14 protein-coding genes and 1 pseudogene are annotated in these 14,988 nt (G+C 68.2%); 8 read left to right on the top strand and 7 right to left on the bottom strand.

Annotation, left to right across the window (positions count from 1 at the left end; translation table 11 throughout):
* Positions 1-12: 12 nt before the first annotated feature.
* Positions 13-1,050 (bottom strand): cyclopropane-fatty-acyl-phospholipid synthase family protein, encoded by a 1,038-nt coding sequence (locus D106_RS0106125; RefSeq protein WP_018879534.1) that lies wholly within the window; start codon positions 1,048-1,050, stop codon positions 13-15.
* Positions 1,051-1,195: 145 nt separating this feature from the next.
* On the opposite strand from D106_RS0106125, the gene D106_RS0106120 reads away from it, so the two are divergent.
* A complete protein-coding gene (locus D106_RS0106120) occupies positions 1,196-3,352 on the top strand; it encodes a DUF1631 family protein (RefSeq protein WP_018879533.1) in 2,157 nt (718 codons plus the stop codon).
* Between the two features lie 88 nt (positions 3,353-3,440).
* Complete coding sequence (locus tag D106_RS0106115) at positions 3,441-3,971, top strand: lipocalin family protein (RefSeq protein ID WP_018866564.1); 531 nt, start codon at positions 3,441-3,443, stop codon at positions 3,969-3,971.
* A gap of 158 nt (positions 3,972-4,129) precedes the next feature.
* Here the strand turns inward: D106_RS0106115 and D106_RS0106110 are convergent, their stop codons facing one another.
* The gene (locus D106_RS0106110; RefSeq protein WP_026280593.1) at positions 4,130-7,798 is read right to left on the bottom strand and encodes a hydantoinase B/oxoprolinase family protein; all 3,669 of its coding nucleotides are present in this window, start codon (positions 7,796-7,798) and stop codon (positions 4,130-4,132) included.
* A gap of 95 nt (positions 7,799-7,893) precedes the next feature.
* Here D106_RS0106110 and D106_RS0106105 point away from each other — a divergent pair, with 95 nt between their 5' ends.
* The 3 genes and pseudogenes from D106_RS0106105 (at position 7,894) to D106_RS15265 (ending at position 9,926) form a co-directional block, all read left to right on the top strand.
* The gene (locus tag D106_RS0106105) at positions 7,894-8,982 is read left to right on the top strand and encodes a metal-dependent hydrolase (protein WP_018879531.1); all 1,089 of its coding nucleotides are present in this window, start codon (positions 7,894-7,896) and stop codon (positions 8,980-8,982) included.
* A 59-nt stretch (positions 8,983-9,041) separates the two neighbouring features.
* Positions 9,042-9,305 (top strand): hypothetical protein, encoded by a 264-nt coding sequence (locus tag D106_RS0106100; protein ID WP_018879530.1) that lies wholly within the window; start codon positions 9,042-9,044, stop codon positions 9,303-9,305.
* Positions 9,306-9,717: 412 nt separating this feature from the next.
* A pseudogene (locus D106_RS15265) lies at positions 9,718-9,926 on the top strand (hypothetical protein).
* Between the two features lie 245 nt (positions 9,927-10,171).
* Here the strand turns inward: D106_RS15265 and orn are convergent.
* On the bottom strand, positions 10,172-10,735 hold the full coding sequence (orn, locus tag D106_RS0106090; RefSeq protein ID WP_018879529.1) for an oligoribonuclease: 564 nt from the start codon (positions 10,733-10,735) through the stop codon (positions 10,172-10,174).
* 127 nt (positions 10,736-10,862) lie between these two features.
* Here orn and D106_RS0106085 point away from each other — a divergent pair, with 127 nt between their 5' ends.
* The 3 genes from D106_RS0106085 to rsgA are packed head-to-tail and all read left to right on the top strand — an operon-like array spanning position 10,863 to position 12,429.
* Positions 10,863-11,183, top strand: a complete 321-nt coding sequence (locus D106_RS0106085) for a cytochrome c (RefSeq protein WP_018879528.1) — start codon at positions 10,863-10,865, stop codon at positions 11,181-11,183.
* Positions 11,176-11,511, top strand: a complete 336-nt coding sequence (locus D106_RS0106080) for a 4a-hydroxytetrahydrobiopterin dehydratase (RefSeq protein WP_018866557.1) — start codon at positions 11,176-11,178, stop codon at positions 11,509-11,511. The genes D106_RS0106085 and D106_RS0106080 overlap by 8 nt, the downstream gene beginning before the upstream one ends.
* A gap of 21 nt (positions 11,512-11,532) precedes the next feature.
* Positions 11,533-12,429, top strand: a complete 897-nt coding sequence (gene rsgA / locus D106_RS0106075) for a ribosome small subunit-dependent GTPase A (protein WP_018879527.1) — start codon at positions 11,533-11,535, stop codon at positions 12,427-12,429.
* 375 nt (positions 12,430-12,804) lie between these two features.
* On the opposite strand, the gene D106_RS0106070 is transcribed toward rsgA, so the two are convergent.
* From D106_RS0106070 to D106_RS0106055, 4 genes are read right to left on the bottom strand one after another with little or no spacing between them, the layout of a single operon-like run.
* Positions 12,805-13,611, bottom strand: coding sequence for a hypothetical protein (locus tag D106_RS0106070; RefSeq protein ID WP_369772231.1), 807 nt, complete (start codon positions 13,609-13,611; stop codon positions 12,805-12,807).
* 30 nt (positions 13,612-13,641) lie between these two features.
* On the bottom strand, positions 13,642-13,986 hold the full coding sequence (locus D106_RS0106065) for a histidine triad nucleotide-binding protein (protein ID WP_018866554.1): 345 nt from the start codon (positions 13,984-13,986) through the stop codon (positions 13,642-13,644).
* Positions 13,987-14,023: 37 nt separating this feature from the next.
* Positions 14,024-14,614, bottom strand: coding sequence for a recombination mediator RecR (gene recR, locus D106_RS0106060; protein ID WP_018876232.1), 591 nt, complete (start codon positions 14,612-14,614; stop codon positions 14,024-14,026).
* Positions 14,615-14,636: 22 nt separating this feature from the next.
* A complete protein-coding gene (locus D106_RS0106055; protein WP_018866552.1) occupies positions 14,637-14,963 on the bottom strand; it encodes a YbaB/EbfC family nucleoid-associated protein in 327 nt (108 codons plus the stop codon).
* Between the last annotated feature and the right edge of the window lie 25 nt (positions 14,964-14,988).

Raw genomic sequence — 14,988 nt, 5'->3', positions numbered from 1 at the left:
GCCCCCCACGGGTCAGGCCTCGGGCCGCCGGAAGAGGACGTGCGACACGAACCACTCGTTGCCACCGCGATAATCGAACAATTCGGCGCAGGCCATGTAGAACATGCGCCAGCGCTGGAACCACAGCGCCGCGTCCTGCTTCCCGTAGGTCTGCTCGAACAGCGGCATCAGCTCGTCCCGCGCGGCGTCCTGGCGGCTCAGCCAGGCGTTCAGGGTGCGCGCGTAGTGCTGGCCGTTCACCCGCCACTGGCGGACCACCCGCAGGTCGTCCTGGAAGTGCCGCGCCAGGTCGTCCGCCGGCATCAGCCCGTCGCGGAAGAAGTACTGACCCATCCAGTCGTGGGCGCCCTCGCTCTCGAAGAAGTAGGCGAACTCGCGATGGGCGAAGACATGCATGAAGAACTGTCCGCCCGGTCGCAGCCAGGTCGAAATGCGCCGCAGCAGCTCCGGCCAGTTGCGCATGTGCTCGAACATCTCCACCGAGACCACCCGGTCGAACCCCGTCTGCTCCGGGGCAAAGTCATTCATGTCGGCGGTCACGATCGTCAGGTTGTCCAGTCCGCGTGCATCCCGGCGCGCCTCGATGGAGGCCCGCTGGGTCGCGGAATTGGACACCGACACAATGCGGGACTGCGGATACTGCTCCGCCATCCACAGGGACAGCGACCCCCAGCCACAACCAAGCTCCAGCACCTGCTGACCGTTCTCCAGACCGGCCCGCTCGCAGGTCAGTTGCAGCATGCCCGCCTCGGCCGCACGCAGGTCATTCACACCGTCGGGCCACCAGGCACAGGAGTATTTCAGCCACGGCCCCAGACAGCGCTCGAAATACTCGGTGGGCACCTCGTAGTGCTGCTCGTTCGCCACCTCGGTCGACAACGCCACGGGCGCCTTGCGCATCGCCTCGATCAGCGCATAGCGCCGTTCCATCGCCTCCTCGGCCGGCGCACCGCTTTCGCGCAAGCGTTCGGCCAGCAGGCGACGAATGCCCGCGCGCACAAACGTATCCGGCAGTCGTCCCTGCTCCGCCCACTCGATCATCTGCTGCATGAATGAAGGTCCCCCGCGTCGATGCAAGGTTGACCCGGGTATCCGCGGGCGGTTCCACGACCGACACACATCGAGACACCAAGGGCGGTCACACCCGAAGCCGCAGGGGTGCTAGATTGGGGCCTGGACCAGATACACAGCGATCATGGCGCAACGTCACCGGATTCCGGCCCGAACCCTGCATCGCGTCTGGGGCCCCTTCTCCAAGGGCGTCCAGACGCGCCTCGAGACCTTTCTGGGCGAACTCGACGACCGCCTGATGGAGGCCTCCGAGCGCGCGATCGACTCCCAGCGCGCGGCCCAGAACCTCGCCCTGTCGCGCCAGATCCGCATGGCCAGCGCCGCCATCCTCCAGCATTTTCGTGACCGACTTCACAATGCAGTCACACCCGAGGATGCCGACAACACCGAGGCGGCGGGCGAGCACGAACTGAGCCTGATGGACGCCGCCGATACCGAGCGCGAGGTGGCCCTGCGCAAGCTGGTCACCGGCGCGCGCTCGGTGATGGCGGCGGAGATCGATGCCCTGGAGACCGTCACTCGGGATTACCACCTGGCGCCCGCGCCCGAGGACGCCCCGTGGCACCCGCATGCCCTGGGCGAGGCCTTCCTGGAAGCGCTCGAGGCCGTGCCCCTGCCGCCGGAAGACTGCCTGCTCCTGCTGCACTGGTTCGACCGCGACGTGGTCCGGGAACTGCAGCCGGAAATGCAGGCGCTGCTGCAGGCCTTCCGCGATGCGGGTTTCACGGTGCCCGAGGCACGGGCCGGCACCCGCCCCCATCCGGGCGCGGCCACGGCGACGGGTCCCGTGCCGCAGGGTGCTCCCGGCGGTGGCGGACCGCCACCTGCGGGTGCGGGTGCGGGTGCGGGTGCGACTGCGCCCGCCGCCGGCGCCGCGGGCAACTGGGCGCAGTTCGGCTACCAGGTCCCGGTCGCCGGCCAGGTCGTCGCGGCCGCCGGAGGGGTACCAGCGGCCGGGGCCGGTTACGGCTCGCCGGCGGATGCGGTCACCACCGTGCTGAACAGTGCCTCGCCCAGCACCCTGGAACCCTTCGTGATGGACCTGCTTCAGGGCCTGTTCGACATGATCCTGAAGCGCGACGACCTCAATCCCGCGTTGCGCGAACCGCTGTCGGATCTCCAGCTCCCGCTGGTACGGATCGCCATGCGCGAGACGCACTTTTTCCGTGACCGCGGCCACCCCGCGCGGCAAATGACCGGGCTGCTGCTGAACATCGCCCTGCGCATCGACCCCGACCTGCCGCTGGACGAGGCTCGCCAGCTGCCGCTTAGCCGTCTGGTCTTCGAGAACGTGGAACGCGTGCGCAACGAGGGCCTTGGCGACAGCGACGCCTACGACCAGGCGCTCGCGCGACTGCGGGACGACCTCGCAGAAGTCGAGGAACAGATCGCCCATCAGGCAGCCAGTGAACAGGCCGAGGCGCAACAGGAAGAACGCACGCTGGAGATCACCTACAACGTGGAATCCACGGTCGAGCGCACCGTGATCTCCATGGGGCAGGACATCCCGGACGAGGCCCGCGAGCAGCTGATGGATGCCTGGGTCCCGCTGATGACCGCGCAAAAGACGGCGGAGACAGATGCCGGGGATGGGAGCGAAAGCACCGGAGCCGAAGCCGCAGGCGACACGGAGGCCGACAACGACGGCATGGCCCTGCTGCACGAACTCCTGGCCCTGATGCAGGCCGAGCCGGATTTTCAGGCCTCGGCCCCCCTCCTGGCCCGCATCCGCGCCTTTCTCGACAAGGCCCCCCTGTCCAAGGAGGAACGGGCCCGCATCAAGCAGGACCTGGTCAGTGCCCACCTGGTGGCCGCCGGAAAACGCCGCTCCACGCCCGCCGAGCCGACCAAGCCCGACACCAGTCCAGCGACCGGGTCGTCCGACGAAACGGCGGCCGCAGACGAGCGCATGGAACAGGCCCGGAAACGGGCCGGCAGCCGGTCGAGCTCGGTGTTCGGCACCTCGCCGCGTCATGCCGACGACGACCCGTCCCTGATGCGCGATCACGACGACGAGCACGTCGAATACGCCGACAACCTGGTTTCCGGCACCTGGATCCAGTTCACCTCGCCTGCGGGCACCAAGGTCACCCGGATGAAGCTGGTCTGGCGCGGCAGTCACGCCGGACGGCTGCTGTTCACCGATGCCGCCGGCCGCGCCAAGCGCCAGCACAGCATTCAGGGACTGGCCCATGAATTCCGCAGCGGACGCGCCCAGATCATCCCCGAGGAATCCCTGTTCGACCACCTGATGGACCAGCGCCTCGGTCAGACCGCCTGAGGCCCGCCCCTCCGGGGAATCCGTCGCCGGGCCGGACCTTTTTCACGCCCCCGTGGTCCATTTCCCGACGCCACCCGGGAAGACGACGATGACACGCTCACTGGCGGCCCTTTGCGCGGGCCTGGTACTGGGGATCCTGATGACCGGATGCAGCACCCCGCAGAAGATGCCCACCGTGGATCACGTGGATCTCGACCGCTACATGGGCGACTGGTACGTGATCGCCAACATCCCGACCTTCCTCGAGCGCGACGCCTATAACGCCCTGGAGCAGTACGCCCTCAACGAGGACGGCACCATTGCCACCACCTTCTCGTTCAACAAGGGCGGCTTCGACGGCCCGCGCCGCGAATACAACCCCACCGGCTTCGTGAAGAGCGAGGACAACGCCGAATGGGGCATGCGCTTTCTGTGGCCATTCAAGGCCGAGTTCCTGATCGTCTACCTCGACGAGGATTACAGCCAGACCGTGATCGGCCGCAGCAAGCGCGACTACGTCTGGATCATGGCACGCGAACCGGAGATGGCCGAGGAGGACTACCAGGCCATCCTCGCCCGCCTCGACGAACTGGGCTACGACACCGACGAGATCCAGCGCGTACCTCAGCGCTGGGATTGAACGTGCCCTGACGCCGGGCGAGAAACGGGAGATTGCCACGGTGCCTGCGGCGCCTCGCAATGACCGACCGGACGGTTCCCTGTCATCGCACGGCCCGCCGCGGCGATCTCCAAGGGCCCGAAGGCCGAGCACCGGACGCCAAGGGCGGTGGCCGGACCCTACCCGCGACCGTAGCCGCCCCCGCCGGGCGTATGGATCTCCACTGCATCCCCCGGGCCCACCTCGCGACGGTCGCAGCCCGCCAGCAGCTCGCGGCTGCCATCGGCGCGCAGGATCACATCCTCGCCCGGCGCCCCCGGCTCGCCCCCGGCCAGTCCGAACGGTGGCACGCGGCGCCGGTTGGCCAGCAGCACCACCTCCATCGGCGCATCGAAGCCCAGTCGGCGGATCACGCCATCGCCACCGCGGTACTGCCCGGCGCCACCGGAGCCCCGGCGATAGCCGAATCGCTCCACCCGCACCGGGAAACGACTCTCCAGCACCTCGGGGTCGGTCAGGCGGGAGTTGGTCATGTGCGTCTGTACGGCGCTGGCCCCTTCGTACCCGGGACCGGCCCCGGCACCGCCGGCGATCGTCTCGTAGTACTGCCGCCCGGCATCGCCAAAGGTCAGGTTGTTCATCGTGCCCTGAGCCGCGGCCTGCACGCCCAGGGCCCCGAAAAGCGCATCGGTCACCACCTGCGAGGTCTCGACGTTCCCGGCGACCACGGCGGCGGGCGGCACCGGATTCAGCAGGCAGCCCTCCGGGATCGCCAGGTCTACCGGCGCCAGGCAGCCATCATTCAGCGGGATCTCGTCTTCCAGCAACGTGCGCAGCACGTACAGCACCGCCGCCCGCACGATGGAGCCCGGGGCATTGAAATTGTCCTCGCGGGCCGGCGAGGTCCCCGCGAAGTCGATCCGCAGGCGGCGCGCCCCCGGATCACACGTGACGGCCACCCGAATCTCGGCGCCGTTGTCCAGCGCATATTGGAACGTACCGCCCTCCAGACTCGGGATCAGCCGCTCGACCGCCTCGGTGGCATTGTCCTGCACGTGCTGCATGTAGGCCGTGACGGTCGGCACGCCATACTCGTCCAGCAGCCGGCCCAGCTCCTCCAGTCCCTTGCGATTGGCCGCCACCTGGGCCTCCAGATCCGCCAGGTTCTGATCCGGGTTGCGGGCCGGCCAGTCACCCGACCCCAGCAGTGTCCGGATACGCGATGTGGCAAAACGCCCGTCACGGACCAGGCGGGTCGGGGCAATCAGCACGCCCTCCTCCTCCAGCCGGTGCGAGAACGCCGGCATCGACCCCGGGGTGATGCCGCCGACATCCGCATGGTGCCCGCGCGAGGCCACGAAAAATGCCGGGGCCGCCACCTCGGCCTTCGAATCCTCGGTCACCGCGCCGCCCGGCCCGACAAACACCGGCGTGACCACCGTGATGTCCGGAAGATGGGTCCCGCCGTTGTAGGGGTCGTTCAGCACCCAGGCATCCCCGGGGCGGAGGTCGTCGCCCGCGGCCGCGACCACCGCGCGCACGCTGGCCCCCATCGACCCCAGATGCACCGGCATGTGCGGGGCATTGGCCACCAGCTGGCCGTGGGCGTCGAACAGCGCGCAGGAGAAATCCAGGCGCTCCTTGATGTTCACCGAGTGCGCGGTGTTGCGCAGCGTAAAGCCCATCTGATCGGCGATCGCCATGAAGCGGTGGTTGAAGACCTCCAGCAGGACGGGATCGCGCGGGATCGCATCCGGATCCTCGACGGCCGGTTGCCCGCGCCGCTCGGCACCGCCCTCGCGCACGAGCCGCAGCGTCCCTTCGTGCTCGACCCGGCCGTGCCAGCCCGGCTCCAGCACCAGAGTCGCGGTGGTCTCGATCACCAGCGCGGGACCCGCCAGGGTCATCCCGGGGCTCAAGTCCTCGCGCCGGTACAGCGGTACGTCGCGCCGCTCGCCCGCCACCACCATCGTGATCGTATCCGTCTCCGGAGCGGGCGCCTCGCGCGCCCCCTGTAGCGGGATCGACGTATCCGCCGCCTCACCCCCGGTCGCGATCGCCTCGGCCGCCGCAACCGCCACGACCAGCGGACGATCCGGCGGCGCGAACCCGTACCGCCCGCGCCAGGCCGTGGCGAAGGCCTCCATCAGTGCCGCGGGCGAACCGGCCGGCACCTCCAGCGCGGTATCCGACCCCGCCAGCCGCAGATGCAGACGCCGCTCGATGCGCATGGCGTCCGCCGCCACGCCCTGCTCCGTCAGAGCCGCGATCGCCGCGCCGGCCTGATCCTCCAGCGCCGCACCAATCGCCTCGGCATGCGCCTCGTCCAGCGGCCATTCCAGGCTGCGCTCGCGCAGGGCGCGCAGCTCGCCCAGCCCCATGCCGTAGGCCGACAGCACCCCGCCCAGCGGATGGAACAGGATGTGTTCCATGCCCAGCTGCTCCGCCACCCGGCAGGCATGCTGCCCGCCCGCGCCGCCGAAACACACCAGGGCGTAGCGCGACACATCGTGGCCGCGCTGCACCGAGATGGTCTTGATGGTCTGGGCCATGTGCTCCACCGCAATCTGCAACAGCCCCTCGGCCAGCCCTTCCGGCGTCGCCGCCTCCCCGGTCGCGGAACGGACGGCCTCCACCAGCGCATCGAACTGTCGGCGGACCGGTTCCGGATCCAGCGGCCGGTCGCGCCCGGGGCCGAACACCGCCGGAAAATACTCGGGACGCAGGCGCCCCAGCAGAACGTTGCAGTCGGTCACCGTCAGCGGCCCGTCCTGGCCATAGCAGGCCGGCCCCGGCTGCGCCCCGGCCGACTCCGGCCCGACCCGCAGGCGGATGCCGTCGAAGCGACAAACCGAGCCGCCGCCCGCCGCGACGGTGTGGATGTCCAGCATCGGCACGCGCAGGCGGGCACCGGCCACCTCGCTCTCCTGGCGGCGTTCGAGCTCGCCGGCCAGATGCGCGACGTCCGTGGAAGTCCCGCCCATGTCGAAGGTGATCAGGCGCTCGAAGCCAAGCGGCGCGGCGGTCTTCAGGGCCCCGACGATCCCGCCGGCCGGCCCCGAAAGGATCGCGTCACGCCCGCGAAACCGCGCCGCATCCACCAGCCCGCCGTGCGACTGCATGAAGCGCAGGGGCACATCGCCCAGTTCCGTGCTGACCTGTTCCACGTAGCGGCCCAGCACCGGCGACAGATAGGCATCCACCACCGTGGTCTCGCCACGGGGTACCAGCTTGATCAGCGGGCTGGTCGCGTGGCTGGCAGCCACCTCGGCGAACCCCATCTCGCGGGCGAGTGCCGCGATAGCCTGTTCATGCGCCGGATAGCGATAGCCGTGCATGCACACAATCGCCAGCGCGCGAATCCCGTCGTCCAGGGCCGCCTGTAGGCGCGGGCGCAGGGCCTCCAGGTCCACCGGCTGGAGGATCTCCCCGGCCGCGTTCACCCGCTCGCGCACCGGTTCCAAGCGGGCGTACACCGGCGACGGCAGCCGAATGGCGCGCGCGAACAGCTCCGGCCGCGCCTGGTGCCCGATCGCCAGCGCGTCCTCCAGACCCTCGGTGATCACCAGCAGAGTGCGCTCCCCCTTGCGCTCGAGCAAAGCGTTGGTGGCCACCGTGGTCCCCATGCGCACCTCGTGGATCACCCCCTCGGGGATCGGCGCGCCAGGATCGACGCCGAGCAGGTCGCGCATCCCCTGTACTGCCGCATCGGCATACGCCTGCGGGTTATCGGACAGCAACTTGCGGGTATGCAGACGCCCCGTCGGATCACGCGCGACCAGGTCGGTGAACGTCCCGCCCCGGTCCACCCAGAAATGCCAGTCTTTCGCCCCTGTGGCTTGAGTCATGTCCACCGCTCTGGTTTGATCGCCCGAACTCGCGCCCCGCGGCCCGGTCGCAGGCTCGGTACTCGTCGAGCCTCTGAATGAAGGAATGATCACGCATGGATCCCGTTACCCACGCCAGTCTCGGCGCCGTGATCGGCGGCCTCGTCCTCGGCTCCCGCCTGGGGCGCAAGGCCGTAGTGCTGGGGGCCGGCGTTGCGCTGCTGCCCGACCTGGATGCGTTCATAGCTTACGGGGACGCGGTATCCGAGTTCATCCATCACCGGGGCTTTACCCATTCCTGGCTGGTGCAGCTGCTGGTGGCCACCGGTGTCGCGGGGCTGCTGGCGAAGGTCCCGGCGACGCGGGAGATCGGCTTTGGCCGCTGGTGGCTGTTCTTCTTCCTGATCTGGGCCACACACTCGCTGAATGACCTGCTGACCACCTACGGCACCCAGGTGTTCTGGCCGCTGCCGGTCGGCCCCCTGTCCACGGGCTCGATCTTCGTGATCGACCCGCTATACACCCTGCCGCTGCTGGTCGCGGCCATCGGTGCCCTGTTCTACCGATTCGCGCCGCGTCTGCTGGTCGCCGGCCTGGTGCTGTCCACCGCCTACGCCGGTTCCGGTCTCGCGCTGAAGGCCTGGCTCGACCATCGCATCCAGCCCACGCTGATCGCAATGGACCTGCAGGACCAGCCGCGCATGATCCAGCCCACCCCGTTCAACCTGCTCCTGTGGCGCGTCACCGTAATCGACGACGGCCATTTCCTGGAGGCCTGGGTCGGCATCCTCGATCAGCCCATCCGGCCGGACTTCGAGGTCTTCGAGCGCGGCGCCCATTTGGAGGATGCCGCGCTGGCCCTGGAGGACGGGCAACGCCTGCAGTGGTTCGCCGGCGACTTCCTGCGTTTCCATCGTGCGGAGCGTGACGACGAACCCGACCGGCTGGTCGTCACCGACCTGCGCCTGGGCGCCCCCGGCTACTTCCCCTTCGGCTTCGAGATCGCCGAGGAACGCGACGGCGAATGGCAGCCCGTCGCCAGCCGCCAGGTCCGCGAGGCCGGCTTGCGTGGCGATGCGATCCGCGCCATCGCCACGCGCATTGTCGACCCGGAGGGCGCGCCCTGTCTGATGGACCTGGCCGAGCCCGACTATGCTATCGCCCGGCCGCCGCCGCGCTGTCGCCTCCGCCAGCAGACGCCGTGAACGGATCCGGCCCTCCCGACGGCAGCCCACCGCACGGATGCGAGCTGTGCGGGCGCCGGATGGATACGCTGACACGCCACCATCTGATTCCGCGCAAGCAGCACCGGCGCAAGCGCATCCGGCGGCGCTTCAGCCGCGCGGAGCGCGAGGGTCGCATTCTCTGGGTCTGTCGTCCCTGCCACGATCACATTCACAAGCACTTCGACGAGCAGGTCCTGGCCGAGCGCCTGAACACGCGCGACGCGCTGCTGAGCGAGCCGGTGATCCGCGACTTTGTCGCCTGGATCGCGCGCCATCCGCCCGGCTTCAAGCCGCGCGGCTAATCCGCCAAGCGCGGGGGCCTACGACGATCCGGGCCTGGTTCGTCGTTCGCTGGTAACGGGGGCTTCGTTCGGCCGCCTGCCTTGTAGTGGCTGGGCCTGGTTCGGCATCGGGTGTTTACGGTGGCTTCGGTCCGCCGCCTGCCCGGCGCTGACTCGCCAGCGCGCCGCGAGGTACTTCTTTGCTCGTGCAAAGAAGTACCCAAGAAACACGCCCGACTGCCGCGACCCCGGCCCGCTGTGCGGGCCGGGGCTGCCCTCGCTCCGAGGGTTTTCGCGGGCGGCGCTGAACTCGCTACGCTGCGCTTCGCTCAGACATCCAGCACCTTTTCTCCCGCGAAAACCCTCTCCACTCGGCGCGACGACAACGGGGGGGATCAAGGTCAAGACAACGGCCGTCCCGACGGTCGCGCTATTGGTCGAAGGCTGGGTCTTCCGACACCTGGGCACGCTCGGCCGTTGGCCGTTGCGTGCCGCGCCCGCGAGCGGGCGCCTGGGGCTTTCGGACGGCGATGCGCAAGGTTAGGCAGGGATGTTGGGATGTCTCCTGTTTTGACCTTACTCCCCCGTATGGAGCCCCTCGCGGAGGGCGTGATGGGCCGGGAGAAGGCGCTGGATGTCTGAGCGGAGCCGAAGGCGCAGCGAGTTCAGCGCCGCCGGCCCAGCACGCCCGGAGCGAGGTTCCCGGGCGAAATCCGGGTGCCCTTCTTTGGGTCCTTTCTTGGGCAAGCAAGAAAGGACCTCGCGGCGCGCTGGCGAGTCAGCGCCGGGCAGTATGCGGACCGGAGCCACCGTAAACACCGAGCGACGAACCAGGGCCAGCCACAACAAGGCAGGCGGCCAAACGAAGCCCCCGCAAACGTCGCAGATCAGTGCTGCGAGGCCGGCGGCAGCTGGATAAAGCGCTCGCGATACAGGCGGAGTTCGTCGATCGAGTCGCGGATATCCTGCAGCGCCTGATGCGAAGCGTTCTTGCGCAACTGCGCGATCACATCCGGCGCCCAGCGCCGCGCGAGCTCCTTCAGCGTCGAGACATCCAGGTTGCGGTAGTGGAAGTATTGCTCCAGCTCCGGCATCAACCGCGCCATGAAGCGCCGATCCTGGCAAATCGAATTGCCACACATCGGCGAGGCCCCCCTCGGCACGTACTGCGCCAGAAATTCCAGGGTCTCCTGTTCCGCATCCCGGGTCTCCGACGAACTGTTGCGCACACGCTCGATCAGCCCCGAGGTCCCGTGGGTGCGCTGGTTCCACTCGTCCATCGCCTCCAGGACCTCCGCCGGCTGGTAGATCGCGATGACCGGCCCCTCGGCAAGGATGTTCAGTTCCTTGTCGGTGACAATGGTGGCCACCTCCAGGATGCGGTCGGTCTGCGGCTCCAGCCCCGTCATTTCGAGGTCGATCCAGACCAGGTTCTCGGCATTCACGGCCATCTTGTGCCTCCTTGGCGGACAGCCCACGCCTGCATGCTGGCTGCCCTTTCATCTGTCGCAGGAGTCTATCATCATGGTTGCAGGGCTCGTGACCACGGGCCCAAACCCCCGCCACAAGGAGGGAAGCATGCGACATACCCATACCAGCATTGCCACCGCCGCGACCGTGATCGCGCTGAGCCTGGGCGGCGCGAGCACGGCCCTGGCCGACGACATCCGCGTGGGACAGGACCTGCACAGCGACAACTGCATCAGTTGCCATGCCGACATGGTCGGGGGCGACGGCTCCGGGCTGTACACCCGCGACAACCGCATGGTCGGCTCGCACGACGAACTGGTCGCCCAGGTCAACAACTGCAACGTCAACCTTGGCACCAACTGGTTCGACGACGAAGTCAACGCCGTGGTCGCCTATCTCAACGCGGAGTACTACCAGTTCGATGAGTGATCTCAAGAGCAAGCACTGCCAGTCCTGCGAGGGCTTCACTGACCCGATGCCGCGGGAGGACGCGGAGCGCGCCCTTAAGCAACTGCATGACGGCTGGGGCATCGACGAGGCCGGCAAGAGCATCCAGCGCAGTTTCAAGTTCAAGAACTTCCACGAGACCATGGCCTTCGTGAACGCCGTGGCCTGGATTGCCCATGTCGAGGATCACCATCCCGACATGGCCGTCGGCTTCAACCGCTGCGCGGTGGAATTCTCGACCCATGCCATCGGCGGCCTGAGCGAGAACGACTTCATCTGTGCCGCGCGTATCGATGCCCTGTTCGAGTAACCCCCGCCCGGGAGTCCCGGCTTGAGCCGGGTCGCCCGGGTCTTCGCCCGCCACAACCAGATGGCCGACATCGCGGTGGACCACGAGCCGCCGCGACGCCTGCGGCTGCACCGGCGCTTCCGCGACCTCGCCTGTGGCGACCGCGTGGAGCTGGACGCCGCGGGAGAACAGGTTGCGCGCCAGCTCGATCGCGACAACGTCCTGGTCCGGCGGGACGGGTTCGGGCGACGCAAGGTGATTGCCGCCAACATCGACTGCGTATGGATCGTGATCGCGCCGGAACCCGCCCCGTCGCGTAACCTGATTGACCGCTTTCTGGTCGCGATCCTGAACCTCCCCGCGCGCCCGCGCCTGCTGGTGAACAAGCAGGACACCGGCCCCGCCGAGCCCCCCGAGTGGCTGGCCGCCTATCGCGAACTGGATCTCGATCCGCTGTACGTCTCCGCCAGGACGGGGTATGGGCTGGACGAACTGGCGGCGGCCGCCGCCGGGCACACCAACATCCTGGTTGGTCAGTCCGGCGTCGGAAAGTCCTCGCTGGTGGCCGCCCTGCTCGATCAATACGGGATCGCCGACGCCATGGCGCCGGCCACCGGCGATCTCGCCGCCTCCGGCGAGGGCCGCCATACCACGGTCACCGCGCAGTGGTACCCGCTCGCCAACGGGGGTGCCTGGATCGACTCGCCCGGCGTGCGCGACTTCACGCCCGAGATCCCGTCACTGGATACCCTGGAGCGCGGCTTCCCGGACATCGCGGAACGGGCGGTGGCCTGCCGCTTTCGCGACTGTCGCCACCAGACCGAACCGGGCTGTGCGGTTCGCGCCGCCATCGACGCCGGCGAACTCCCCGCGGAGCGCCTGCAGGCCTGGCACGAACTCGCCGCCGAAATCCCCGCCCAGACCCGCGCCCGCGGCTAGAGCCCGTTTGTTTTCACCACGAAGCGCACGAAGGCACGAAGAAGGGCAAGGGCAAGGGCAAGGGCAAGGGCAAGGGCAAGGGCGTTTTACCACGGAGAACACAGAGGGCGCGGAGTGGACCTTGGGGACGGTAACAGCGAAAACCAAATGTCCAGGTTTCTGGGGCGTTTCACCCGGCCTTCGAGGATTCCGGCAATCGTCTTGCCATACTCCGTGTCCTTTGTGATCTCTGTGGTTACACGGTTTTGCCCTTCTTCGTGCCTTCGTGCGCTTCGTGGTGACAATCAGAGGAACGCAGGGAGGCCGCACCGTGGATAGCGTGCAGTGAGAGGCGCGGTGAAACGTGTGGCAGGAGGTGTCGCGGCGGGGCCGGGATCAGAAGGTCAGGCCCATCTCGACGCCGATGACGGAGGAGGTCGGCTCGCGGCTTGCACCCTCGAACTCGAGGCGATCGGCCAGCCAGTTGTCCGCCGAGTTCAGCGAATAGTCGTCGTAGTACAGGCTCAGGGAGAGCTCGGACTGGTTCTGCAGGCGCAGGCGGCCGTCCAGGCTCAGGTAGCCGGCAGTACGGCCCGTCTCGCGATAGCGCGTGCCATAGCCAAAGCCCAGGTCACGGGCCTCGCTGGACAGGGGCTGGCGCACCCCCACCCGGAACTGGCTGTCGAAGCGACCGGAGGCAAAGGTCGGACCGAAGCTGAAGTCGGTGAAATACGCGGTGGACTCGCTGGCGGGGCCGAGGTCGTTCCAGTCCGGCCGGGTCTCCATGCCCAGCCCCAGATTCAGGCCGTAGCCAAAACCACCGCCCAGCTCCTGGTGGTAACCGCCCACCGCCTCGAACTGGCGCGTGCTGGCGAAGGCATTGTCGGTATCGTCGAGGATCGAGGCATCCCCGGTACTGCGGACCGACAGCCGGTAGCGCGAATCGCTGTCGCGACCGGTCTCCGGTTCGCCGCGCAGCGTGGTGATCGCCGCATCCGGACCCGCGAACCCCTGCGTCTGAGGCGACGCGAGCAGCGAATAGCGGTCGTCCGCGCTGGCCGGCGCCGCTGCGACCGCGAACCCGCCGACCAGCAGCACTCCAGCGACCAGCGAAGAACGGGGCCCACGCAGACGAACCCGCCCCAGGCCTTGCACCTGAGGCGGGTTCGTCGGGGCTGCACCGTTCAGTCCGTGTCGCGTCACACCAGTGATCCGTATTGTTGTTCTTCTTGCCTAGCCCGGGGGCCAGCTCAGCGCACGCCCGGCCAGGACATGCATGTGTATATGGTAGACCGTCTGGCCCCCGTGTTCGTTGCAATTCATCACGGTTCGATAACCGTTTTCCGCAAATCCGCGATCGCGTGCAATCTGCGCGGCCACCCGGGTCATCTGCCCGATGATCGGGGCGTCGGCCGCGTCCAGATCATTGAGCGTGGCGATGTGCTTTTTCGGGATCACCAGCACATGTTCGGGGGCCTGCGGATTCAGGTCTTCGAAGGCCAGCACCGCGTCGTCCTCGAAGACCACCTTCGCCGGGATCTCCCCCGCCACGATCCTGCAGAACACACAATCGGTCATGCCGCCACTCCCGTATCGGTCAAAATATTACCACGTATCAATATTCACGCCGACCCGACAGCGCATGCGCCAGGGTCCCGGCATCGATGTACTCCAGTTCGCCACCACTGGGAATACCCTGGGCAATCCGGGTGGTGCGCACCCCGTGGCGCGCCGCCATCTCCGCGAGGTAATGGGCGGTCACCTCGCCCTCTACCGACGTGTTTGTCGCCAGGATCAGTTCTTCCACGCCCTCGGCCTGCAGGCGCGCCTCCAGCCGGTTCAGCCCCAGCTCTTCCGGGCCGATGCCGTCCAGCGGGGACAGTCGCCCGAGGAGCACATGAAAGCGCCCGCCGAAGTCGGTCGCCGACTCGATCGCCAGCACGTCCCCGGGGCTTTCCACCACGCAGATCACCCGCGAATCGCGTTCCGGATCGGCACACCGGCTGCAGGTTTCGGCCGCGGTGAGCGTGCGGCAGACGGAACAGTGCCCGATACGCTGGACCGCCTCGTCGACCGCCCGCGACAGGCGCCGCGCGCCCTCGCGGTCGCGCTCCAGCAGGTGCAGGGCCATGCGCCGTGCCGATTTCGCCCCGACCCCGGGGAGACAGCGCAGCGCCTGGACCAGCTCGTCCAGTTCCGCATCCATCAGACGCGTCCGACCCGGCCGGTCAGAACGGCAGCTTCATGCCCGCCGGCAGGCCCATGCCCTCGGTCAGGCTGCCCATGCGCTCCTGCGTGGTCGACTCGACCTTCTGCACCGCGTCGTTGATGGCCGCGGCCACCAGATCCTCGATCATGTCGCGGTCATCCTCGAACAGGCTGGGGTCGATCTTGACCCGGCGCGCCGCGTACTTGCCGGTCAGGACCACGCTGACCAGCCCGCCACCGGCCTGGCCCTCGATCTCCATCTCGGCCAGCTCGGCCTGCACCTTCTGCATATCTTCCTGCATCTTCTGGGCCTGCTTCATCAGGCCGCCCATGCCACCTTTCATCATCGGTTCGATCTCCTGCCCCGCAACG

The sequence above is a fragment of the Thioalkalivibrio sp. ALE9 genome, assembly GCF_000377445.1.
In the GTDB taxonomy this organism is placed as follows: Bacteria; Pseudomonadota; Gammaproteobacteria; order Ectothiorhodospirales; family Ectothiorhodospiraceae; genus Thioalkalivibrio.
Note: the sequence above shows the minus strand (reverse complement) of the source record. Positions and strands in the feature narration are given on the sequence as shown.